We start from the raw sequence: 23,006 nt of genomic DNA, 5'->3' as shown, positions 1-23,006 counted from the left end.
CCTCTTCAGTTCGTCGCTGCGCCTTCGAAGGCCATGCCGAGGTCACGGTAGAAAGCGATGCGCTGCTGCGCCTGCGGGGAGAGCGTCTTCAGTGTTCCGGCGCCGGCCAGCGGCTGGGGCTCCAGCCCGTCATGGGCGAGCACCATCATGTCGTGCCAGAGCGCGGCCGGAAGCCCGCCGCCTGTGACCTTTTTCATCGCGCTGTCATCGTCATTGCCCACCCAGACCGCGCCCACACGCACCGCCGAGAAACCGGCAAACCAGGCATCGCGGAAATCCTGGCTGGTGCCCGTCTTGCCGGCGACCTGCCAGTTGGCCAGACGGGCGCGCGTTCCGGTGCCATCGGTGATCACGCGCTCCATCATGGCGACCATGGTTTCGGCGTCGCGGCGGTCATAGACCTGTTCGGCATCGTATTGCGGGCGTTCGTAAAGCACATCTCCGCGCGAATTCGAGATTTTCTCGACGACATGCGGATCGAGGCGCTTGCCGCCGGTCATGAAGACGCCATAGGCGCGGGCAAGGTCCTGCACACTCACTTCCTGGCTGCCCAGCGCGATGGAGGGCAGGGGTTTCATACCGTCGGCACTCGAGATGCCGAAGCGGCGCGCCAGCGAGATGATGTTTTCCTCGCCAACTTCCTGACCCAGCTGCGCAGCGACCGTGTTGATCGAGTCCTTCAGCGCCTCAGACAGCGTCATCGGGCCGGTGTGGACGCGGGAATAGTTTTCCGGCGTCCAGTCATCGATCGTGAACGCCTCGTCGCGGCGCACATCATAGGGTGACAGGCCCTGCTGGATGGCAGTGGCGTAGACGAGCGGCTTGAAGGCTGAACCCGGCTGGCGCTGCGCCTGTGTCGCACGGTTGAACTGGTTCTCCGTGTAGTCGACGCCACCATACATGGCGAGGATGCGGCCCTTGGCATCCATCACGATGCCGGCCGCCTGGGTTGCATCCTGCTTTGCCCCTTCTTCCTGCATCCGTCTGGTGAAGGCCTCGTCCACGGCGGCCTGAAGGTCGGCATCGATGGTGAGCTGGACGACAAGGTCGCCCGGCATGGTCGGCAGGATTTCGTCGATCCGGTCGGTGGCGACATCGAGGGCATAGCCGAATTGCGGGTCGCGCTCGGGCGGGTCGGTGAGCGCGATGTCTTCCTTCTCGGCTGCCGCTGCCTGGGGCGGGGTAATGAAACCGGAATCGACCATCTCCCTCAGCACATAGCGCTGGCGTGTCTTTGCATCGGTCATGTTGTTGGTCAGCGCCAGCCGCGAGGGCGCCTGCGGCAGGGTGGCGAGCAGGGAGGCCTCGCCGATGGTCAGCTCTTCGGGCTGCTTGCCGAAGTAGAAGCGCGAGGCGGCGCCCAGCCCGTAGAAGCCGGCGCCGAAATAGACGCGGTTCATGTAAAGCTCGAGAATCTGCTCCTTGGTCAGGCGCTCTTCGAGACGGCGGGCCAGCCGGATTTCCTGTGCCTTGCGCTTCAGGGTCTGTTCTGGCGTGAGCACGAGGTTCTTGATCAGCTGCTGGGTGATCGTGGAGGCGCCGGAGACGGTTTCGCCCGAGGTCACATTTGCCCAGACAGCGCGCATGATGGCTTGCGTATCGGCGCCGTCATGTTCGTAGAAGCGCTTGTCCTCGGCCGCGATGAAGGCTTGCGGAACGTGGGCAGGAAGGTCTTCGAGATTGATGGCGCGGCCATAGCGGGGCCCCCGGATCGCGATCGTGTCGCCATTGGCATCGACAAACTCGATCGCCTGTTCGCGGCCCGTGGCCCAGAGGTCTTCATTCGACGGCAGGTCCGGCATGCCGCGATAGAGGCTCTGCCAGTAGATCCAGACGGCCAGCGCGGCGATGACGACCAGACCGAAGATGGTGATCAGGCCCCATTTCAGGATCGGCTTGCCCGACAGGATCGAGGCAAAGCCGCCACCGCTACGCCAATCATAGGTGGGGGGGCGGTTTGATGAGGTCCGGTTCGGCGGTTGGGCTGGCACGAATATCCTTCCGGGCAGGAACGGCGACACAAAAATCCGGCTGCGCTATGCGCTTTAAATGAGGCAGGCTGAAGGCGGGATGAACCTCCAACGCACCCGACTCAGATCGGGTTGCAAGTCTACTCGATGAGGCCGGGGCAGTCAGGCTGGCCTGCTGCACGCTTTCCGGGTGGTGTGCTCTCGACGAGACGGGCGGAATGGCGGATCTCCTCAGTCATGGCGCTTGCGGAGACGGCGCTGGTGAAGCAGGCAAGCGGTTCGCCGGTGTCAGTGGCGATCAGCCAGGCAAGGCCCGTCGTTGCGCCATGACGCTCCCACAACCAACCGGCCTTGTGCAGGGTGAGCCGCGCCCTGCTGGCGCCCTCGATGCCCTGGCGGGCCTGCTGTCCGTCGCGGATATGTGTGAAGTCGATCTCGACATAATCGACGGTGCCGTCCGGCGTTTCCTCCAGCGCGCGGGCCAGGGCCGGTTCGAGGACATGGCACTTCGCGCACCAGTCTGCCGTCAGGGCGATCAGTTTGAGCGGTGCCTGCGCAAAACTCGCCTGCGGGACAAGCAGACCTATCATCAGGCTGGCTGCGATACAGCACGCGGTTTTACTCCCCGCGCTCGCGCCTCTAAGAGGAAATGAAGCCAAATATAACAAGGATGTCATGCTCGATTTTCTCAATGACCTGAACGCCTTTCTGAGCGATCTCATCAATGGCAAGATTCTCATTGCCGTTCTGATCCCACTCGGTCTGATTTTTACAATCTGGTCCAGAGGCGTGCAGTTCCGGCTGTTCGGGTCCATGTTTTCTGTCCTCGGGCAGGGCTTCCAGCATGAAACCGACCAGCCCTCCTCTTTCCAGGCTCTGGCGCTATCAGTGGCAGGCCGTGTCGGCGGGGGCAATATCGCAGGCGTGGCAGCCGCACTGGCTATTGGCGGACCGGGCGCGATCTTCTGGATGTGGATCGTCGGTCTTGTCGGCATGGCGACGAGCTATTTCGAATGTACGCTCGCCCAGCTCTACAAGCAGAAGGAGCCGAATGGCGACTTCCGCGGCGGACCGGCCTATTACATCAAGCACGGGCTCGGGAAGAAACTCGGTGGTGTCGCGCCTGTGCTCGGCTTTGTGTATTCGCTCCTGCTGATCGTAACCTTCGGTTTCGCCTTCATCTGTTTCCAGAGCTTTGCGACCACCAGTTCGATGGAATCGGCCTTTGACGCGCCGCGCCTCTGGTCCGGCATCGGCCTTGCCGTGATCGTCAGCCTGGTGATCTTTGGCGGTGTGCGCCGCATTGCGAGTGTCGCGGAATTTGTCGTGCCGGCGATGGCGGTCTTCTATGCGCTGCTTGGCCTGTTCGTTCTGGTGACGCACCTGCCGCAGGTTCCCGGCGCGCTCGCCACAATCGTGACCAGTGCCTTCGGTTTCAATGAAGCGGTTGCCGGGGGGATCGGTATCGCCATCATGATGGGCGTCGATCGCGGCCTGTTCTCGAACGAGGCCGGTCTGGGCTCGGCTCCGAACGTCGCTGCGGCGGCCTATGTCGAGCATCCGGCCCAGCAGGGCATGGTGCAGTCGCTGTCGGTCTTCATCGACACGATCATCATGTGCACGGTCACCGCCCTGATCATCCTGCTGTCAGCGCAGAACTATTTCGGCGTGGACGATGCTACGCAAGGTGTCCTGACGCAGCTGGCACTGGGGGATCATGTCGGCGACTGGGCGGAGTATTTCATCGCCTTCGCGCTGTTCCTCTTCGCCTTCTCCTCGATCATGTATTCCTATTATCTCGGGGAAAACGCCGTGGACTACTATATCCCCGACAACATGCTTGCGGTGAACATCTACCGGTTCATCGTTGTCGGCTTTGTCGTGCTGGGGGCAACGGTCAGCCTCGGCGACGTGCTGAGCTTTTCCAGCCTGACGATGGGTCTGCTGGCGCTGGTGAACCTTTTCGCCGTCGCGCTGCTCTTCCCGGTCGGCCTGCGGGTGATGAGGGACTTCGACCAGCAGCGCAAAGCCGGTGTGAAAATCCCGGTCTTCGATGCGGACAAGTTCGACGACCTGGATATCAACAAGGAAGCCTGGCAGCTCACCGAGCGTCCGAGCAGGCATCCGGGCTAGGCGGCCCACCGACCAGGCTCGCGGATCAGGGCGCGGCGTGTTGCAGTTCTGCACCAACGTCGCGCACGCCGGCCGTCTGCCAGACGGCATCGCCAAGGCAGACGAAGTGCGCGTTGACGGTGCGCCGGTAGACCGCGAATTCCGGCAGCATGGCGGTTGGCACAATGGCCGCGCGCAGGACCTGGCTGTTGGCGTCGAAGAGCGCGGCAGCGAGATAGTCGAACGGCGCGTTCGAGAGGTTGCGAATGCCGGAGAGCTGGCAGGAGCTGTCGAATGGCGTCTGCCGGCGGCCCTTGATGCGGTAGCGGTTGCCGGCATCGTCGATGGCGTCATAGCCGACAATGGCCGGGGGCGCGCTCACATCCCAGTCAAAGGCGGCGCAGAAAAGCTGGCGCGCAAAGGTGTCGGCCAGGTTGGCGAGGCTGCCCGTGCCGGACTGGCGGGCGACCCCGTCATCATGCGCGGATGGCAGGCTGCCGGTCTCGGTGACTGACATGCTCCAGGATGCAGACATTCTATCTCTCCCAAGTCAGGAGAGATGATCAGGCCATATCAATCTTGGTTTGACGTGTGCGTCAGGGCAGCAATTTCTGGTAAATTCGCTTAATCCCCGCAAGCCTCATCTCACCTGCCATCGAAGCCCGCATCGGGATTTGGGCCGACAAATTCGCAGTCCTCGATATCTTCCGGTCCGAGAAAGTTGCCTTCGCGTTGCTTCTCGGCCTCGATCTCACTGAGGATGTAATCACGGCTCGGATGATCCGGGTTGAGTTCCAGGCCGCGCACCCAGTCGCGCACGGCGCAGTAGGGCGAGACCGAGGAGCGGGCGATGCCGCGATTGAGATAGGTCTGGGCGCGCTGTTCGGTCGAGATGTCGTCGCGCGCCAGAATGGCGGCGTGATTGGCCTCCATCTCTTCGAATTCCTTGCTACCCCAAGCCCCGGTCGCATCCTTCAACACGGCCTGATATTCGGCTTCGCTAAGCGTTTCCGGTTCCGTCGGTACCGGCCCGCTGGTGGCGCAAGCCGCAAGGGCAAGCGCGCTGGCGCCAAGAATGAAACGTCTCATGCATCCTCCCACAGTTGCGCTGAAGAGGATGCGGAGATTCAGCTATGAGACAACCCCCGTAGGATTACCTAGCCGAAGACGCGGCCGAAGATGAGGTCGATGCGCTTGAAGTGGTAGTCGAGGTCGAACAGGGCTTCGAGTTGCGCGTCGCTGAGCTTCGCGGTGACTTCGCTATCGGCCTTGAGATGATCGAGGAAGGGGCCTTCGCCCGCCCAGGTCTTCATCGCATTGCGCTGGACGAGCCGGTAGGAATCCTCGCGGCTGACGCCTGCTTCGACGAGGGCCAGCAGGACGCGCTGCGAGTTATGCAGCCCGCCGAGGCGCATCATGTTCTCCATCATCCGGTCGGGATAGATGAGCAGGTTCTCGACCACGCCGGCCATGCGATGCAGGGCAAAATCGAGGTGGATGGTGGCGTCCGGGCCGATGCCGCGCTCGACGGATGAGTGAGAGATGTCGCGCTCATGCCAGAGGGCGACATTCTCCAGCGCCGGGGTCACGGCAGAGCGGACCAGCCGGGCAAGACCGGTGAGGTTTTCCGTCAGCACCGGGTTGCGCTTGTGCGGCATGGCGGATGAGCCCTTCTGGCCCTTCGAGAAAAACTCTTCCGCCTCGAGGACTTCGGTGCGTTGCAGGTGGCGTACTTCGGTGGCGAGCCGCTCAATGGAAGAGGCGATGACGCCCAGTGTCGCGAAGAACATGGCATGGCGGTCGCGCGGGATGACCTGTGTGGAGACGGGCTCCGGCTCCATGCCGAGCTTGCCGGCGACATATTCCTCAACGCGCGGATCGATATTGGCGAAGGTGCCGACCGCGCCGGAGATGGCGCAGGTCGCGACTTCCTTGCGGGCAGCGACGAGGCGATCACGGCCACGGGCGAATTCGGCATAGAAAGTCGCGAGCGTGACGCCGAAGGTGGTTGGCTCGGCATGGATGCCGTGGCTGCGGCCGATCTTCGGCGTGTATTTGTGTTCCTTGGCGCGTGTCTTCAGCGCTTCCAGGACGCGGTCCATCCCGACAAGAAGGAGGTCAGCGGCGCGCACAAGCTGCACGTTGAGGCAGGTGTCCAGCACGTCGGACGAGGTCATGCCCTTGTGCAGGAAGCGGGCGGGCTCTCCGACATGTTCGGCGACATTGGTCAGGAAGGCGATGACGTCATGCTTCACCTCGGCCTCGATCTCGTCGATGCGCTCGACCTCGAAGCTCGCCTTTTCGCGGACCGCCGCTGACGTCCCTTCCGGGATCTGGCCAAGCTCTTCCATGGCTTCCGCCGCCAGCGTCTCGATCTCGAGCCAGATGCCGTACTTGCTTTCCGGCGACCAGATCGCGGTCATCTCAGGGCGGGCATAGCGTGGAATCATGTCGGGCCTCTTCGCGTTATGGCGCGGGTTCTACGCCAGTCGGCAGAAGGGGCAAGCCCTAGACTTCCGCCGCCAGCACGCGCGGCAGTTTGAACGTCACCGTCTCCTGGGCCGTGGTCACGGGTACGACCTCGATATCGAACCGCGCGCGGCAGGCCGCGATAAGGCCCTGGACAAGGTCCTCAGGGGCCGAGGCGCCAGCGGTGAGGCCGAGCGTTTCGACGCTCTCGAACCAGTCCCAGTCGACATCCAGCGCACTGGCGACCAGCCGAGAGTCTTTCGCGCCAGCACGTTTGGCCACTTCGACAAGGCGCTTGGAATTGGATGAGGTCTCCGCGCCGATAACGAGGAAGAGGTCGCAGCCTTCCGACATTGCCTTTACCGCTTCCTGCCGATTGGTCGTGGCGTAGCAGATGTCTTCCTTGTGCGGGGTGGCAATGCCGGGGAAGCGCTCCTGCAGGATGGAGACGATGCTGGCGGTGTCATCGACCGACAGTGTGGTCTGCGTGACGAAGGCGACATTGGCGGCGTCCTTCGGCTCGAAGGTTCGCGCATCCTCCTCGGTCTCGATCAGCTCGATCGCACCATCCGGCAGCTGTCCCATCGTGCCGATGACCTCAGGGTGCCCGGCATGGCCGATAAGGACGATCTCGCGGCCGGCCTTGTGGTGGCGCTCAGCCTCGACATGCACCTTGGAGACAAGCGGGCAGGTGGCATCGACATAGATCATCTCGCGGCGTTCGGCTTCGGCCGGCACGGCTTTCGGCACGCCATGGGCGGAAAAGACGACCGGCCGGTCCGGCGGGCATTCGTCCAGTTCCTCGACGAAGACCGCGCCCAGGCCTTCCAGGCGTGAGACGACATGCTGGTTGTGCACGATCTCGTGGCGGACATAGACCGGCGCCCCCCATTTCTGAAGGGCTTCCTCGACGATCTGGATCGCCCGGTCGACACCGGCACAGAAACCGCGCGGGGCGGCCAGCCTGATTTCGAGTTTGCGGTGGGCCATGCTTCTCCTTGCTGCACCGTGAGCAGATCGGGCGTTGCGCCATCGGCGGGTGCCCGGTAACACTCCCCATTCCAGATGGACAGCCTGAAGGCTCAGGCCAAGAGTGACAAGGCATTCAAGATGCGCGTATTCGCTGTAATTGCAGCCGGACTTATGCTTGCCGCCTGTGGTGGCAATTCCGTGACACGGGCGCTCGACACCCGCAGCAATGCCGGTCCCTGCCCGCCGGCCGCCATCCTCTATGACGCCTCGCGTGTCGTCGAGATGGACGGAGAGGACAACAGCTACACCAATATTGCCTATACCGGTGAGATGAACGGCATCGAGCTGTTCTGCCGCTATGTCGAGGACCAGCCGCTGCGCGCCTCGCTCGAGATCGACATGGCGTTCGGCAAGGGACCGAAGGCGTCATCGAACCAGCATGAATATACCTACTGGGTCGCTGTGACGCGGCGCAGCTCAAAGGTGCTGGCCAAGCAGTATTTCAGCGTCGATGCCAATTTCGGCGGCGACAAGGTGACGGGCCAGACCGTCACGATCAATGACATCGTCATCCCGCGTGCCGATTCGACAATTTCCGGCGCCAACTTCGAGGTGATGGTCGGGTTCGACCTGACCGAGGAACAGCTTGCCTTCAACCGCGAGGGCCGCCGTTTCCGTCTCGATGCCGGCGCGGGCGAATAAGACAACATACCGGGGACCAGCATGAGCGATCTCGCCACGGACCTTTCGGCGGCGTGTGCCGCCGCGTTTGAAGCGGAAGGCTTCGAAGCGCGCTGGGGCGCCGTGCGCCGCTCCGACCGGCCGGAACTGGCCGACTTCCAGTGCAATGGCTGCATGGGCGCGGCGAAGAAAGCTGGTCTCATCCCGCGTGACCTGGCGGCGAAGATTGCCGAACGGATTACCGGGCAGGGGCCGATTGAGCGTGTCGATGTCGCCGGGCCGGGCTTCCTGAACATCCGCGTCTCCGGCGAGGCGCTGTCGAAACAGACCGAATTCATCCGCACCGATGCGCAGGTCGGCGGCGGAAAGCTGGAGCAGACCGAGAAGGTCGTCATCGATTTTGGCGGGCCGAATGTCGCCAAGCCCATGCATGTCGGCCATCTGCGTTCCGCCGTGATCGGCGATACGATGGTGCGGCTGTTCCGCTTCCTCGGCGACGATGTGACGGGCGATGCCCACCTCGGCGACTGGGGCCTTCAGATGGGCCACCTCATCACCGAACTCTTCGCCGAGCAGCCGGACCTCATCTATTTCGATCCGGACTTCAAAGGTCCGTATCCGGACGAGCCGCCGGTCACGATCGAGGATCTTGGCCGGCTCTATCCGCAGGCCTCGGCCAAGGCGAAGGAAGACCCGCAGCGCAATGAGGCGAGCCAGCTGGCCGTCGCGGAGATGCAGTCCGGCCATCCGGGCTACCGCGCGCTGCTCAGGCATTTCATCAATGTGTCGGTGGATGCGCTGAAGGTCGATTACAGTTTCCTCGGCGTCGAGTTCGACCTCTGGAAGGGCGAAAGCGATGTCGATGGCCTGATCCCCGGCATGGTCGAGGACCTGAAGGAAAAGGGCCTCGCCAAGCTCGATGATGGCGCATGGATCATCGGTGTCTCGCGCGAGAGCGACAAGAAGGAGATGCCGCCCTTCATGGTCATCAATTCGCGCGGCGGAACCGGCTATCATGCCACCGACCTTGCAACGATTGTCGACCGTGTGGAGACGCTGCATCCCGACCGTATCCTCTATGTTGTCGATCAGCGTCAGGCGCTGCACTTCGAACAGGTCTTCCGCGCCGCCGACATGGCCGGGCTGATGGCCGAGGACCGGATGGAGCATATCGGCTTCGGCACGGTGAACGGCACCGACGGCAAGCCCTTCAAGACCCGTGAGGGCGGCGTGCTGCGCCTGTCTGATCTCAACCGCATGGCGCTTGAGGAAGCCGAGAAGAAGATCGGTGAGGCGGGCCTGTCGGGTGACATCACGGCGGAAGAGCGCGGCAATATTGCGAAGCTGGTCGCCCGTGCGGCGCTTCGCTTTGCCGACCTGCAGAATGTCCGCACCACGAACTATGTCTTTGACCTTGAGCGGTTCACCAGCTTCGAGGGCAAGACCGGGCCATACATGCTCTATGCGGCGGTCCGCATCAAATCCCTGCTGCGCCGCGCGAAGGACGCCGGGCACGAGCCGGGCGCGGTGACCATCGAGCGCGACACCGAACGTGCGCTGGTGCTTGCCATGGACGGGTTTGCGCAGGCCCTCGCGCAGTCCCACGCCAAACGCCAGCCGCATATCCTGTGCGAGCATGTCTACTCGCTCGCCCAGGCGTTCAGTGCACTCTATGCCGATGCGCCGATCGCGAATGAGAGCGATGCGGCGGTCCGGGCCTCGCGCCTCGGGCTTTGTGAGGCGGTGCTGAAGCAGCTCGAAACGGGGCTCGGCATTCTCGGTATCGAAGCGCCGGAGCGGATGTAGCCGCGCATTCCTTAACAAAACCGGTCAAAATTTTTACCCGGCCCTAACGCGCTTTAAGGATTCATCCTGAAAAATGAACATTTGCAGGGGGTATCGGTAACTTTCTGCAAAGGGCCGGTGCCTATCCTCTTAAGCCTACGAGGCAAAGTTGAGGAGGCTGACAATGTTGAACGACCTGATCAGGACCACGTCTGAAGCAACCGGACTGGATGAAACTCAGACGCGACAGGCGCTCGGCGTCCTCTTCAATACGGCAGAGCGCCAGGGCGCGCCGCTGATCGAGAAAGTCTTCTCCCGCATGCCGGGCGCACGCACGCTGTCTGCCACGACCGGCGCACAGGAAGGCGCGGCCACAGGCACCATCGCCCGCCTGATCGAACAGACACCGGGCGGACGCCAGCACGTCTCCATGTCGATGTTCTCGCGCCTCCACGAAATCGGCCTCGGCCACGCCCAGATCGCCAAGCTGCTCGGCTGCGTCGGCCAGCATATGGAAACGGCCTACAATGTCCGCGGCATCGGCCATCTGGGGGATCTGATCGTCACCGATCCGAAGGCTGGCGAGGAGCGCCGCACCGCCGTCGCCTGAACGGCCACCACAACAGATTTGCCAATCGAGGGGCCTGCCTTGCACTCACCGTGCGGCAGGCCTTTTCTTTTGCGCCGCGGCAGACTAGCAAATCCGGCATGACAGAGACTGCCCACGCCGCCATTACGCTTCCCGAGATCAAGATCACAGCCCCGGGGGAGGCGAAAGCCCATCTGCCGAAGGCCGGAGAGGCGGTGCTCTCTGCACTGATGATCCGGGCCATGCGTGCCCATGCCGACAGCCTGGGCGGCGAGAAGACTGCAAAGACCGTTTCCATCAGTGTGGATGTGACGGGGGCAGACTTTGCTGGTGGCGAGGTCGCGCTTTCCTCGAAAGTGGATCGGCAGACAAGGACCATCATCTTCATGAGCGGCACCCTGTCGGCAGACGGGACGACGCTTCTCAAGGCGACCTCGATCTTCAGGCTTACCGACGCCTGAAGCGGCGTGAATTGCACTGTGTATGGCCGTGCGGGAGCGCTTTACAAGTTGCCCGGCGTCTGTGCAGACTCTGCTTTGTTCGCAGTGGCCATCGTTTTTTAAACTTCTGATTTCAGAAGAAAAACCGGCCGGTAGAGTAGGAGAGGACGATCATGCGGCGCGTCTTCATAGCGGCCTGATGCGGAGATACCGGACAGAGACGGCCGAAGGCGACATGCAGGCGATTGATTTCGGCAATCCTGCACTGGAGATTGCGGCCGTGTGGCTACACGCGACCGGCTTCAATGCGATGACCTATCAGTCGATGATCGCGCCGCTCGGGCTTCGCACCAAGGTCACGGCGCTGGATATGCGCGGCCATGGGCGCACGAAGCTGCCAGCCGAGCCGAAGAAGCTCAAATCCTGGCACAAGTATCGTGATGACGTAATCACCTTCCTCGAGAAGAACGCGACCCAGCCGATTGTGCTTTGCGGGCATTCCATGGGCGGCTGCGTGGCACTTCTTGTTGCCGGCAAAAGACCCGACCTGGTGAAGGGGCTGGTTCTGGTCGACCCGGTCATTCTCACGCGGCGCTTCTATTTCATGAAACACATGCTGCCTTTCCTGCCCTCATTCCTTGGTGGCGGAAATCAGATGGCCCGTCAGGCGAGGAAGCGGCGCGCCGAATTTTCCAGCCCGGAGAAAGCGCGCGAGGCGTATAATGGCAGGGGTGCCTTCAAGACATGGCGCGAGCCCTTTCTCGACGACTATCTGATGGACGGCCTGCACCGGGTGGACGACAATCACTATGACAGCGATGACCAGCGCTGGCGGCTAACCTGTGAACCGGCCTGGGAGGCCGCCACGTTCAATGCCCAGCGCAACCAGCCCTGGGGCGCGCTGTCGAAGGTGAAGAAGAAGAAGATCCCGATGGTCATCCTCCGGCCGGAAATCCAGCCGGTGATGAGCGACAAGGTCGCCGACATGATGCTCGACAAATATCCGGATCTCGTTCTCAAGGACCGTCCGAACACGACGCATTTCCATCCCATGGAAGCGCCCTATGAGGTCCGTGAAGAGCTCTCGACAGCAATTGCGCGGCTGATCGAGGGATTCGCAGCCGGGGATGAAGGCCAGATGCGCCGCAGCCTGCACGGCATCGGCTAGCGCAGGCGGGCTTAAAGCGAAATGTCTCCCGGCGCGATGCGGGCCAGGTCATCCATCATGTCTTTTGGCGTCGCGATGGCCTTGCGGGTATTCATGTCGAAGGTGATCGCAACCACTTCGGCGGTCATCCAGGGCAGCCCGGTCTGCGGATCGAGCACCCAGTGGACGAGCGAGTGGGTCTTCTCCTGCACACCGGCAAGCGCCGTGCGGACCTCGAAACGGTCGCCGGCTTTCGGCCAGCGGCGGTAGACGATGCGGTTCTCGAGTACGGCAGCGCCCATCTTCCGTCCGGGCACGGATTCAGCAACGCGTGTCCGCCAGTCATAAAGCAGGTTCGGCACGGAATCAGAGACCCGGCCAATAAACCGGGCCGGTTCCATCCGTCCGAACACATCGCAATGCTGAAGCGGGATCATCCCCAGCCCGATCACCTGCACGCCTTGTTCCTCGGCGATGGCGCGGCTCACCTCATCGTCGGGAAGGGGCGACTTCTCCATGTCGAGGCCGCGCGGTGCGGTTTCCGTGGGTGGCGTGCCGGCCAGCGCCTCGAGGGAGGTGCGGGTGCGGTCGCTCCAGGGGAACGCCTTCAGGCTGTGGGTCGAGACATGTTCCAGCTCGGTGCGGAAGGCCGCCGCGACCGTCCCGTCTCCGTGGACCAGCTGCTGGTAGACGGTCACCGTGGTCTCACCGACCTCCAGAACGCAGCCCGTCATCGAGAGCGGACGGCCCGGATGCACTTCGCGAATAAAGCGGATGTGCTGTTCGCGCGGGATCAGTGTCGAGGGCGCATTCGGTTTGTAGACATGGCTCAGATGGCAGAGGCCTGCCACTGTGCCGAGCCCCTCGAATGCCTTTTCGAGATAGACGCGCACATTCATGTGCCCCATCTCGTCACAGTCCCAGGTGTTGGCGCTTCCCTTCCAGAGATCAATCATGTCGGCCGTCGCGGTCTCCCGTTGCGTCTCAAGCGAAGGGGCGAATCGTCTTTGCCCCCGTCACTGCGTCTCATATCGGAAGATGCCGCCAAACCGAACCGAAACATCGATCACGATGTTGCTTCGGGCGTGTTGCAGACCGGTGGAGGTGCGCCAGGCGGGGCCGGACGCAGCAGGGCATAGGTGCCGATCTCGTCAGCGAAATAGTCGATGCGGAGACCATCGGGCTGCAGGGTGTATTCGAGCGGCGAATTGGTCGTGCACTGATGGCCGGTGTCGATGACCATGATCTCGACGGCATCATAGCCTTGCGGGCGCACATCGACATTGTGGCCACCGATGCACTCCAGATGCGGATAGGAGACGAAAAAGTCTTCGCCGCGCGGCGTCAGGATGATGGGGTAAGGATCATAGCCTTCTTCAAACACGCAGCCTTGCCAGGCGCCGGTTTCGACAGCCTGGGCAAACGCGGTTTCATTGGCGTGCGCGGGCAGGGCGACAAGCGCCAGCATGGCCAGCGCAATCGCTCTCACGAGGCGCATTCCCTGCAGATGCCTCGCGCCTCGATCACGGCATGGCGCATCCTGAAGCCTGCGGCTTCGGTCTCGGCCTTCAGCGCTTCCGTCGTCGTGACCGCATGCAGCTCTTCGGCACCCCCGCACTCCTCGCAGATCAGGAAGACCGCGGAATGTTTGTGGCTGGTATGGCCGCAGGCGACATAGGCGTTGAGGCTCTCGATCTTGTGGGCGAGGCCGACCTCCTGCAGGAAGTCCAGCGCGCGGTAGACCGTTGGCGGCTTGGCCGACCCCTCGCCATCGAGATTGGCGAGCAGGTCATAGGCCTTTGAGGGCTCATTGCTCTCCAGGAGAAGGCGCAGCACCTTGCGGCGAATCTTCGTCAGCCGCTGGCCCTTGCGGATGGCAAGCGCTTCGGCTTCCGCAAGGAAAGCATCGATATCCTGCGGGCTGCAGGGGGTGTTTACGTGCTTGTGCGTTTCGGCGTCTGCGTGGGCCATAGGTATAATGTCGGACGTTTCGGGGAAAATTACCAGTCCAAAGCGCGCCTGCAGCCGCGGTCCATAGGGGCTTCTCCCTAGTCGGGCGACTATGCCGCGCGGTGTGTCGGCGCGCGACAAGCGGGCCAATATCCATTGTTATCCCAGCGGGTTAGTAGTCCTCATCACTTGTTGAGGAGAGTTTCATGAAACGTAGTCTTCTGGCTGGCCTTATGGCAGCATCCGCGTTGATGGGGGCAGGCCATGCGATGGCTGAACCGGGCGACTGGATGGTTCGCGGCCGGGTCATCGGGGTGCTGCCGGACGAAGGCGCAGATTTGTCTGTCGGTGGCACAGCGCTGCCGGGCAGTGTCGATATCGGCGATCAGTATGTGCCGGAGCTCGACATCACCTACTTCTTTACCGACAACATTGCCGCCGAGCTGATCCTCGGTGTCACCCCGCACGATGTGAAGGCCACAGCCGTCACGGTGCCGGGTGTCCTGGACGGTGCGACGGTCGATCTGGGCGATGTCTGGCTGCTGCCACCGACGCTGACCCTGCAGTATCACTTCGATACCGGCTCGGCGTTCAAGCCCTATGTCGGGGCCGGCGTGAACGCGACCTTCTTCTTCAATGAGGATGAAGGCGCCGTCGCCGACAGCATCGAATACGATCCGACAGTCGGCTTCGCGCTGCAGGCAGGTTTTGATTATGACCTGGACGGCCAGGAAGGCGGCTGGGCCTTCAATGCCGATGTGAAGAAGGTCTGGATCGAGCCCGATGTGACGGTCGATCTGTCCAGTGCCCTCGGCCCGTCGCTCGGCGTCGAGAAGGTCAAGGTCAATGCCGATGTCGAGATCAATCCTGTGATCATCGGTCTCGGTCTCGGCTACCGCTTCTAGTCCGCCACCTCCCTGGCAGATTAGTTGCCCCCGCGGGCCCTCCAGGATGGAGGGCCCGTATTTTTTTGGGGAAGGGGAGGCCCCATACTGGTCACCGCTAGACGGCCGGGCAGGCACCATCATTTTCTTCGATGTCGCTCAGCAGCTCTTCGAAGACATTGTTGAAGACAGGCATCGCGTCGGCGAAGGTTGGATCGCCAGATCCTTCGTCCGGCAGCATCGAACGGGCGATCAGCCGTCCGGCCAAGTCTTCAGCGCTTTCGCCGGACGCCTGCATTGCGCTGGCGAGATCAGAGAAGAAGATGCCCAGCATGCGCTTGGTGTCCTCATCCTCCTTCACATGCGCCTGAAGGCAGGTGCAGGCCGCGTCCGGCGAGGTCGACGCCTCGGCGAGTTCCCGGGAAAGTTCCGGGTCGGACATCACGGTTACACAGTTCGAGAACAGGGTCGGCGTCTCGGTTTCGTCACTGCCACATGCGGTGATCAGGGCGAGGGCAGCCGGGGCGAGCCAGTACAGTTTCATCGATGATTTCTCCGCAGACTATAAGCATAACGTGCCGAGCGCGTGTCGCGTTCAGAAATCCATCGAATTTCCGGGAGTCAGAGCCCCAGCTGCCGTGCCGTCAGGTCGCGCATGATCTCTTCCGAGCCGCCGCCAATCGCCATGACGCGCACCTCACGATAGATGCGTTCCACACGGTGGCCGCGGATGAACCCGGCGCCGCCAAGGATCTGCATGGCCTCGCGGGCGCAGAATTCCATCGTCTCGGTCGCCTGCACCTTCAGCATGGCAAGTTCACCGATCGGCTGTTCGCCGCTCTGAACGCGCCATGTCAGCTGGTCGAGCATCGCCGTCGTGGCCCAGACACGCTGGCACATGGCGGCAATCTTGTGGCGGATGACCTGGTGGTCCGCGAGGCGCTTGCCGAAGGTCTCGCGCTGCTGGGCCCAGGCCGCGGCTTCCTCGATGCAGACGCGGGCATAGGCGGTCGCCTGCGCGGCCATGCCGAGGCGCTCGCCATTGAAGTTCGCCATGATGCCGTAAAAGCCCTTGTCGACCTCGCCGATCAGGTTTTCCGGCGCCACGAAGACATCGTCCAGATGGATCGTCGCGGTATCGGAGGCCCACCAGCCCATCTTCGGCAGGCTCGTGCGGGAGACACCCTCAGCTTCGAGATCGATCAGCATCAGCGAAATGCCGCCCATGCCCGGCCCGCCGGTGCGGACGGCGCAGGTGAGCCATTTCGAGGTCATGCCGCCAGTAATGTAAGTCTTCGAGCCGTTGACGACCCAGCCATTGCCGGAGCGCTTCGCATTGGTCTTCAACTGCGCGACATCCGAGCCGCCACCGGGCTCGGTAATGCCAAGGCTGATCTGTTTCTTGCCGGAGAGAACCTGGGGCGCGATCTCCTGCTTCATCTCCTCGGTGCCGAGCGCCATGATTGGCGGCAGGCCGATGCCGTGGATCATCAGCGCTGACGAGACGCCCCCGGCGCCCATGCGGGCCAGTTCTTCGGACGTGACAGTGCCGTGGAAGCGGTCGAAATCGGTGCCGGCGCCGCCATATTCCTCGGGATAGCCCATCCCGATCAGGCCGGCGTCTGCCGCCTTGGGATAGACGTCGCGCGGAATCTGTCCGGCCTCTTCCCACTCTTCGATGTTTGGAACGAGTTCCTTGTCGATGAAGGCGCGGACCGAGTTGCGCCATATTGAATGGGTATCGTCCATCCACGGGGCGGGCGGACGGAGGCTGTCGAAAGTGATGTCGCGTGTCTTGCTCATGAGACGATCCTGACGGGTCCGCCCGCGAAATCAATTCATGACGTTGGGGGATGACGCGGCATTGTTTGTGCTGCAACAGGCCCAGCCTTTAACCCGGCTGGCGCTGCCCCATATTTGCCGGGTGTATCGCTACGACCCCTCCCAGGACCTTCGCCCGCGTGAACCCGTCTTCAATCGCTTTCCAGCGATTGTCCTGGCGCTGACGGCGGTCATTATCGGCACGAGCATCATCCAGTTCATGGCCGACCCCTATCTCGAGAACTGGATGTTCGCGGCTGGCGCCATCCTGACGGGCCCGGAATTCGCGGATGTGACGCGTCCATTCGGAGATTTCCCGCCACTCATCCTGCACGTTCTGCTGCATGGCGGCTTCTTCCATCTGGCCATGAACATGACGGCGATGATCGCCTTCGGCCCGCCCATCGCCATGGCATTTGGACGGGGCGGCAAAGGCGCTGTCGGCTTTCTCGTTTTCTTTGCGGGCGCAGCGATTGCCGGTGCGCTCGCCCAGATCGCCTGGGGCGAGTTCATGAACCGCTCCGAAATCGTGATCGGGGCCTCTTCTGCGCTGTCCGGTTTCCTGCCCGCGGTGGGCTGGCTGCAAGGCGGGTTCAAACAGGCTGTCCGCATGTCCATGCCGTGGCTGGTCATCAACCTGGTGATCGCGGTTGTCGGTAACATGCTGATCGCGGCGACCTTCGGCATGCAGCTCGCATGGATGGCGCACATTGGCGGGCTGGCGGGCGGGTTCGTCCTGTTTCCGCTGATGCTACGCTTCTTCAATCCGGCGCTGGCCGAGCGACTGCGTCACATCTGATCTCAAGCTCAGCCATAGCTATCCTCCGCCTTCCCAGCGAAAGCTGGGACCCATGGCGGTTGAGACCACCTTCCAGCCGCCATGGACCCTGACGTGCGTCAGGGAGGCGGTTTTTGAGACGATCCCTTAGCCCTCCCGGCGCATGGCCGGTGTGGTGATGCCGAGCGCGGCACTCCGGCGGAATTTATCACGGCAGAAGCGGAAAAGTTCGGCCGGGCGTCCGCCGGTCGCGGCCATCATTTCACCTGTTCCCTCGACAAGTCCGGCGCGGTCGAGCGCGCGGCGGAAGTTCTGCTTGTGCAGACGCAGGCCGAGAATGCCCTCGCAGGTCAGCTGCAGGGCCGAGAGCGTGAACCGCTCCGGCATCAGCTCGAAGACGACGGGGCGATAGCGGATCTTGCCGCGCAGGCGGCCCATGGCGGTTGCGAGGATGCGGCGGTGATCCGAGGCCATTGGCTCGCCGAGCTTCACGTCCGGCAGCGGCAGGCCGGCGTCACGCGCGCATTCGGTGACGAGCCCGGCCTCATAGAGCAGTTCGTAGCGTTCCAGCACACGGTCATCGATCCAGTCCTGCCCCTCCAGGCCGAAAGCCAGACGGGCGCGTGACTGGCGGTTTTCACTGCCTGCCGCCCATGTTTGCAGCCGTGGCGCGATGACCGCGTCGATAATCCCCGGGCGGCCATTGCGGTGGTCTTCCCAGGGGAAGTGGCCATACCAGCCGCGCCAGCGCGCTTCGAGCGCTTCCGGCGGGCGCGTCGGGTCCGGCGTCAGGCCGAGGTAGCCGACAGAGACGACGCGGGCGTTTTCAGGCGTGTCGGCAAGTGTGGCTTCCGGGGTCTCGCGGTCACGGTCCCCGAAGGTATAGAGCTGCTCGACATAGCCGAGATCGAAGCCGGTCTGCTCGCGCACCCAGCCGCGTAGCGCGATCTCGAAGGTGCGGTGCTCTGCCGGGTCGAACGTCCCGAAGGGTAGCGCCGTGAGCCCGCCATTGCGGCGGGTGACCAGCACGCAGGGCGTCTCGCCGTCCGCAGCGACAATCACGACCGAAAGGCCAATGATGAGCGCTGTTGTCACCGGCGCGCCTCCATGTCCTTCAGCAAGGTTTCATGGCGCGCAACGAACCGTTTCTGGGCAACCGTTGGCGCTTCCGGCTTGAGTTCGAGCTGGATGGTGCGCGGCGGTGATCCGAAGAAGCGGTCGGCTTCCGTCGTGCCAAACCCGGCAAGCTGGGTGGCCTCGTACCAGGCGCAGATATGATCGGCGCGCTTGATCAGTCGCTTCAGGCTCGCGGGCAGGCGGGCAGGTAGGCCGAACCGGATATGGATGGCTTCGGTGAGCCGGTTCTCGATATCCTTGTAGCCGTCGCCGAGGACTGTCTTGAAAGGTGAGATCATGTCGCCGATCACATATTCAGCGGCGTCATGATGCAACGCCATCAGGCGTTCGGCCGGACGGATGCCAGGCTCAAGCGCGGCGCAGACCTGTTCCACCACGACACTGTGCTGTGCGACGGAAAAGGCATGGTCGCCCAGCGTCTGCCCGTTCCAGCGGGCGACACGGGCAAGACCGTGGGCAATGTCATCGACTTCGATATCGACCGGCGATGGATCGAGCAGATCCAGCCGGCGGCCCGACAGCATGCGCTGCCAGACGCGGGCGGGCGCCTTTCTGGCGACGGGTTTCGGGCTTGTGCTCATGGCGCCTTCTTTAATCCATTGGCAAGCCGGGTAAAGAAAAGCCCGCATTTCGCTTACCATTCCAGCTGCACGGCATGCGGTTTGCTCAGCTCCCGTTAAGAGGTCACAGCGATAACGGTCTCAACGGACGAACAACAAGCCCGAGGCGTGATGAAGATGGTGGAAATGGTGATGAACGTTGCAAGCAATCCTGCAACGGCATGGTGGGTTCTGGCAGGGGCGGCCCTGATCGTAACGGTCGAGGCCGCCCACTCCAGCCGAAAGGTCCTCTGGGGCGATATCGGTGAAGAAGACTACGAAGACTAGTCTTTACCGAGGGGGTAAACCGTCGCGGAAAATCGCCGACGGGAGAGACGGGGCCTAATAGGCCCCGTCTTCTTTTTCGGGCGCGTCATTTACGCGGCTGGACAGCGTGCCGATCTCGGTCGTGGTGTATTCGGCAATGACGTCTGAGGCTTCGGAGATGGCGTCCTGCGTCGGCGTTGTGCCCTCCTCGACCTCGCCGGCAAGCTCCAGCAGCGGCTGGTAAAGCGCTTCCGGTTCGCCCTGCATGGTCAGGCCAAAAGGCTCTCCGGCATCTTCGAGGGCCTCCCATTCGGCGCGGACCCCGGCCCAGTAATCCTTTGTGGCGGTCCAGTAATCATCGCCGACCTCGACCGGGTAATCCTCGAAGTGGCGGTAGGTGTTCACGCCGATCTCCCGCACAAGCACATGCGGATTTTCATCCAGAACGAGCTTGGAATTATTCTGCTCATGCACCCAGCCGAAGGGCGTGATTGTGTGGCGGTTGACGGCCAGCACCGCGTCATAATCGTCCCTGGTGGTCATGTCGCGGCGGGGCAGGGGACGCCACTCGGCCGGGGGCGTCCATTGCGAAACACTGTTGTCATGGGTCCAGTCGCCAACAGCGCCATAGCGCGGTGAATCGTCGACCTGATAGACTTCCTGAGCCCACTGGCCTTCGCTTTCACTGGCCGGGACAGGGCGCATCTCCCAGGCATTGCCGCCGATGAAGGTCAGCACCTCGGATGGTTCATAGGTCCAGTCCTGGCGCCAGTGCTTGATCGGAAACTCCTCGCCTTCGTCCCCGACAACGAGGATGTGCTGGAGGCTGATAAACTCACCCGTATCCTCGATGACACGCACGATTTCGTAGCCACCCGAAAGCTTCGGCTCTTTGACTTCATAGCCTTCGGCCAGTGGGACGGTCTCGCGGAAATCGAAAGTGACATCGTAATTTCCGGCCATGGCGAGAATGGCTTCGCGGTCCTTTTCGAAACCGGGATTATCGTCTGGCGCCTCGGCCAAGACAGGCGCGGACAGGGCGCAGGCGAGTGCGCCAATTGCGGCGGTTCGGGTCAGGTTGAGCATTGGTTTTCCCTCGGCAGATCAGTGTTGATTGCCCTTAGTGATAATGAAACTGAGAATTATTTGCAATACGAGCTCTGTCATGTAATGAGAATGCGAGTGAGTCTCATTATGAGTTATTTGTATTGCGAGGGAATGATATGACGATGAAAACTGGATCCGGTCGCCGCCGGTTTGCGCGGGCGATGTTCGCCACAGCGAGCGGACTTGCGCTGGCGGGAACGGCTTTGGCCCAGGACGCCGAGGACAGTGGGGCGACACCCGAACCGGAACAGCGTCAGGAGACGGTTACTGTCTACGGCACGAGCAACCCGATCCCGGTCTTCGATTATCCGGGCCAGGTGAGCGTGATCACGCGCGACGAGATCGAGCTGCGCACGCCGTCTTCTGTGTCCGATCTGCTGCGCGATGTGCCGGGCATGGAGTTTTCCGGCGGGCCGAGGCGAACCGGCGAAGTGCCGAGCCTGCGCGGCTTTACCGGCCAGAATGTGCTGATCCTGCTCGATGGCGCGCGCCAGTCCTTCACTTCCGCCCATGATGGCCGCTTCTTCGCTGACCCGGCGCTGCTGGGGACGGCTGAAGTCGTGCGCGGTCCGGCCTCGGCGCTTTATGGCTCCGGCGCAGTGGGCGGGGTTCTCGCGCTGGAAAGCGCCGACGCCGAAGACCTGCTGGAAGAGGGGCAGAGCTGGGGCGCGCGAGTGCGTGCGGCCTATCAGTCGGTCAATGAGGAGACGCTGACCAGCCTCAGTGCGTTCACCAATACCGGCAAGTTCGATGGCCTCGCCTCGATCGGCCTGCGCCAGTCGGGCGATATCGAGCTGGGCGATGGCTCGAGCCTGCCATCGGATGATGAGATCACCACGGGCCTGGTAAAGGGGCGCTATGCGCTTACGGACGCGCTGAGCCTTGAAGCCTCCTGGCAGCGTTTCGGGAATTCCGCTTTCGAGCCAAACAATGGCCAGGGCACGCTGGGCACAGGCGACAGCGTTTTGGACCGCAATGTCGACAAGGACATCACCTCCGACACTTACCGCATTGGCGCCGGCTTCAATCCTGCCAGCAAACTGCTCGACAGTGACCTTACCGTCTACCAGACGACCACGGAAGTGGAGGAATTCGACGCCACGGTCCCGCGCACCATTTCCCGCGAGATCGAGACGACCGGCGTCAGCGCGCGCAATGCTTCGCGTTTCGATCTCGGCCCGGTGCAGACGACTTTCACCATTGGCGGGGACTGGTATCGCGACGAGCAGACCGGCTTCGACAGTGAGACCGGCGATGGCGTTCGGGGCGGTGTGCCGGATGCTGAATCCGAGTTCATGGGCCTGTTTGCGCAGATTGAGGCCGTTGCCGAGCGTCCGTTCGGCCTGCCGGGTCAGCTGATCCTGATCCCCGGTGTTCGCTATGACGAATTCTCGTCCGATTCCGAGACCGCGACCGGCGAAAATGAAGACAGCGCCGTCTCGCCCCGCTTCGCCGCGAGTTATGGCCCTGTCGAATGGCTCCGCGTTTTCGGGAGTTACTCGGAAGGCTTCCGCGCCCCCTCGGTCAACGAGCTCTATCTCGATGGTACCCACTTCGAGGTGCCGCACCCGATCCTGTTCGATCCCGGCGCAGGTTCCTTTGTCTTCGTCACCAACGAATTCATCCCGAATGCCGACCTGAAGCCGGAGAAGACGGAGACCGTGGAAGTCGGCGCCGGGCTGGATTTTCATGATGTCGTCTCATCGGGAGACCGCGTCCAGGCCAAGGTGTCGTATTATGAGAGCGAGGTTGAAGACCTGATCAATCTCTCGGTCGACTTCAGCTATAGCGCCACCTGTTTCGCACCCCCCTTCTTCCCGTGCTCGGCCGGCACGACGAGTTCGGCCAATGTCTCGAGCGCGGAGATCGAGGGCGTGGAAGGCGAGCTTCGCTATGACAGCGACCGCTCCTTCATTCGCGCGAGCTATTCCTCCATCGAGGGCGCGGACCTCTCGACCGGTTCCGATCTCGGCACGCTGAGCCCGGACCGGGTGTCCCTCGACATGGGGCTGAAAGCCCATGAGTGGGACGCGATCTTTGGTGTGCGTCTCCAGCATGCGAGCGACTTCACGCGCTATGAGAGCGACGGGGCAGGCGGATCGACCATAGCCGAGACGCGCGACTCCTATGCCGTTGCCGACATCTATGCGAGCTGGTCACCGGACGGCCTGCCGGGTATCCGCTTCGATGCGGGCATCGATAACATCTTCGACGAGCGTTATGAGCGCGTCTTCGAAGGCGTCTATGAACCCGGCCGCAACTACAAGATCGCGGCGAGCTGGCAGTTCGGCGGCTAGG

The 23,006-nt window shown here is 62.6% G+C and carries 24 protein-coding genes; 10 read left to right on the top strand and 14 right to left on the bottom strand.

The genetic code is table 11. From position 1 onward, the window contains the following. Positions 1 to 5: 5 nt before the first annotated feature. Both Q1K29_RS15655 and Q1K29_RS15650 read right to left on the bottom strand, forming a co-directional pair. On the bottom strand, positions 6 to 1,991 hold the full coding sequence (locus Q1K29_RS15655; protein ID WP_300396024.1) for a PBP1A family penicillin-binding protein: 1,986 nt from the start codon (positions 1,989 to 1,991) through the stop codon (positions 6 to 8). Positions 1,992 to 2,110: 119 nt separating this feature from the next. Further along, complete coding sequence (locus Q1K29_RS15650) at positions 2,111 to 2,560, bottom strand: thioredoxin domain-containing protein (RefSeq protein WP_300396023.1); 450 nt, start codon at positions 2,558 to 2,560, stop codon at positions 2,111 to 2,113. A gap of 85 nt (positions 2,561 to 2,645) precedes the next feature. Between Q1K29_RS15650 and Q1K29_RS15645 the strand changes: the two genes are divergently transcribed. Next, positions 2,646 to 4,103, top strand: a complete 1,458-nt coding sequence (locus Q1K29_RS15645; protein ID WP_300396022.1) for an alanine/glycine:cation symporter family protein — start codon at positions 2,646 to 2,648, stop codon at positions 4,101 to 4,103. 25 nt (positions 4,104 to 4,128) lie between these two features. Here Q1K29_RS15645 and Q1K29_RS15640 read toward each other — a convergent pair whose 3' ends face one another. The 4 genes from Q1K29_RS15640 to ispH form a co-directional block, all read right to left on the bottom strand. Beyond that, positions 4,129 to 4,617: a hypothetical protein gene (locus Q1K29_RS15640; protein ID WP_300396021.1), complete on the bottom strand. Its 489-nt coding sequence runs from the start codon at positions 4,615 to 4,617 to the stop codon at positions 4,129 to 4,131. Between the two features lie 110 nt (positions 4,618 to 4,727). After that, a complete protein-coding gene (locus tag Q1K29_RS15635; RefSeq protein ID WP_300396020.1) occupies positions 4,728 to 5,171 on the bottom strand; it encodes a hypothetical protein in 444 nt (147 codons plus the stop codon). 68 nt (positions 5,172 to 5,239) lie between these two features. Beyond that, positions 5,240 to 6,532, bottom strand: coding sequence for an adenylosuccinate lyase (gene purB / locus Q1K29_RS15630; protein ID WP_300396019.1), 1,293 nt, complete (start codon positions 6,530 to 6,532; stop codon positions 5,240 to 5,242). 58 nt (positions 6,533 to 6,590) lie between these two features. Further along, complete coding sequence (gene ispH, locus Q1K29_RS15625) at positions 6,591 to 7,541, bottom strand: 4-hydroxy-3-methylbut-2-enyl diphosphate reductase (RefSeq protein WP_300396018.1); 951 nt, start codon at positions 7,539 to 7,541, stop codon at positions 6,591 to 6,593. 75 nt (positions 7,542 to 7,616) lie between these two features. On the opposite strand from ispH, the gene Q1K29_RS15620 reads away from it, so the two are divergent. The 5 genes from Q1K29_RS15620 (at position 7,617) to Q1K29_RS15600 (ending at position 12,186) form a co-directional block, all read left to right on the top strand. Further along, positions 7,617 to 8,225, top strand: coding sequence for a hypothetical protein (locus tag Q1K29_RS15620; protein ID WP_300396017.1), 609 nt, complete (start codon positions 7,617 to 7,619; stop codon positions 8,223 to 8,225). Positions 8,226 to 8,246: 21 nt separating this feature from the next. Then, a complete protein-coding gene (gene argS, locus Q1K29_RS15615) occupies positions 8,247 to 10,010 on the top strand; it encodes an arginine--tRNA ligase (protein WP_300396016.1) in 1,764 nt (587 codons plus the stop codon). A 163-nt stretch (positions 10,011 to 10,173) separates the two neighbouring features. Continuing rightward, a complete protein-coding gene (locus Q1K29_RS15610) occupies positions 10,174 to 10,599 on the top strand; it encodes a hypothetical protein (RefSeq protein ID WP_300396015.1) in 426 nt (141 codons plus the stop codon). 98 nt (positions 10,600 to 10,697) lie between these two features. Further along, entirely contained in the window at positions 10,698 to 11,039 is a 342-nt protein-coding gene (locus Q1K29_RS15605) for a hypothetical protein (protein WP_300396014.1), read from the top strand. A gap of 178 nt (positions 11,040 to 11,217) precedes the next feature. Then, a complete protein-coding gene (locus tag Q1K29_RS15600; RefSeq protein ID WP_300396013.1) occupies positions 11,218 to 12,186 on the top strand; it encodes an alpha/beta hydrolase in 969 nt (322 codons plus the stop codon). 11 nt (positions 12,187 to 12,197) lie between these two features. Here Q1K29_RS15600 and Q1K29_RS15595 read toward each other — a convergent pair whose 3' ends face one another. From Q1K29_RS15595 to Q1K29_RS15585, 3 genes are all read right to left on the bottom strand, one after another. Next, positions 12,198 to 13,121, bottom strand: coding sequence for a thioesterase family protein (locus Q1K29_RS15595; protein WP_300396012.1), 924 nt, complete (start codon positions 13,119 to 13,121; stop codon positions 12,198 to 12,200). Positions 13,122 to 13,231: 110 nt separating this feature from the next. Then, entirely contained in the window at positions 13,232 to 13,663 is a 432-nt protein-coding gene (locus tag Q1K29_RS15590; RefSeq protein ID WP_300396011.1) for a hypothetical protein, read from the bottom strand. Beyond that, positions 13,651 to 14,136, bottom strand: coding sequence for a transcriptional repressor (locus tag Q1K29_RS15585; protein ID WP_300396010.1), 486 nt, complete (start codon positions 14,134 to 14,136; stop codon positions 13,651 to 13,653). Before Q1K29_RS15585 ends, Q1K29_RS15590 begins: the two co-directional genes overlap by 13 nt. A gap of 185 nt (positions 14,137 to 14,321) precedes the next feature. Between Q1K29_RS15585 and Q1K29_RS15580 the strand changes: the two genes are divergently transcribed. Further along, a complete protein-coding gene (locus tag Q1K29_RS15580; protein WP_300396009.1) occupies positions 14,322 to 15,020 on the top strand; it encodes an OmpW family outer membrane protein in 699 nt (232 codons plus the stop codon). 97 nt (positions 15,021 to 15,117) lie between these two features. Here the strand turns inward: Q1K29_RS15580 and Q1K29_RS15575 are convergent, their stop codons facing one another. Both Q1K29_RS15575 and Q1K29_RS15570 read right to left on the bottom strand, forming a co-directional pair. Then, positions 15,118 to 15,543 (bottom strand): hypothetical protein, encoded by a 426-nt coding sequence (locus tag Q1K29_RS15575; RefSeq protein ID WP_300396008.1) that lies wholly within the window; start codon positions 15,541 to 15,543, stop codon positions 15,118 to 15,120. A gap of 77 nt (positions 15,544 to 15,620) precedes the next feature. After that, on the bottom strand, positions 15,621 to 16,802 hold the full coding sequence (locus Q1K29_RS15570) for an acyl-CoA dehydrogenase family protein (RefSeq protein WP_300396007.1): 1,182 nt from the start codon (positions 16,800 to 16,802) through the stop codon (positions 15,621 to 15,623). A gap of 37 nt (positions 16,803 to 16,839) precedes the next feature. Between Q1K29_RS15570 and Q1K29_RS15565 the strand changes: the two genes are divergently transcribed. Continuing rightward, positions 16,840 to 17,619: a rhomboid family intramembrane serine protease gene (locus Q1K29_RS15565; RefSeq protein ID WP_300396006.1), complete on the top strand. Its 780-nt coding sequence runs from the start codon at positions 16,840 to 16,842 to the stop codon at positions 17,617 to 17,619. Between the two features lie 126 nt (positions 17,620 to 17,745). On the opposite strand, the gene Q1K29_RS15560 is transcribed toward Q1K29_RS15565, so the two are convergent. Both Q1K29_RS15560 and Q1K29_RS15555 read right to left on the bottom strand, forming a co-directional pair. Then, a complete protein-coding gene (locus Q1K29_RS15560; RefSeq protein ID WP_300396005.1) occupies positions 17,746 to 18,693 on the bottom strand; it encodes an NAD regulator in 948 nt (315 codons plus the stop codon). Continuing rightward, positions 18,690 to 19,316: an HD family hydrolase gene (locus tag Q1K29_RS15555; RefSeq protein ID WP_300396004.1), complete on the bottom strand. Its 627-nt coding sequence runs from the start codon at positions 19,314 to 19,316 to the stop codon at positions 18,690 to 18,692. Before Q1K29_RS15555 ends, Q1K29_RS15560 begins: the two co-directional genes overlap by 4 nt. A 171-nt stretch (positions 19,317 to 19,487) precedes the next feature. On the opposite strand from Q1K29_RS15555, the gene Q1K29_RS15550 reads away from it, so the two are divergent. After that, on the top strand, positions 19,488 to 19,622 hold the full coding sequence (locus Q1K29_RS15550; protein ID WP_300396003.1) for a hypothetical protein: 135 nt from the start codon (positions 19,488 to 19,490) through the stop codon (positions 19,620 to 19,622). Between the two features lie 54 nt (positions 19,623 to 19,676). On the opposite strand, the gene Q1K29_RS15545 is transcribed toward Q1K29_RS15550, so the two are convergent. Further along, on the bottom strand, positions 19,677 to 20,687 hold the full coding sequence (locus Q1K29_RS15545) for a DUF6607 family protein (protein WP_300396002.1): 1,011 nt from the start codon (positions 20,685 to 20,687) through the stop codon (positions 19,677 to 19,679). Positions 20,688 to 20,830: 143 nt separating this feature from the next. Between Q1K29_RS15545 and Q1K29_RS15540 the strand changes: the two genes are divergently transcribed. Continuing rightward, the gene (locus Q1K29_RS15540) at positions 20,831 to 23,005 is read left to right on the top strand and encodes a TonB-dependent hemoglobin/transferrin/lactoferrin family receptor (protein ID WP_300396001.1); all 2,175 of its coding nucleotides are present in this window, start codon (positions 20,831 to 20,833) and stop codon (positions 23,003 to 23,005) included. The last annotated feature ends 1 nt before the right edge of the window (position 23,006 follow it).

The organism is Henriciella sp. (assembly GCF_029937755.1).
Taxonomy (GTDB): Bacteria; Pseudomonadota; Alphaproteobacteria; order Caulobacterales; family Hyphomonadaceae; genus Henriciella.
This window is presented reverse-complemented; position numbering and strand designations above follow the sequence as displayed.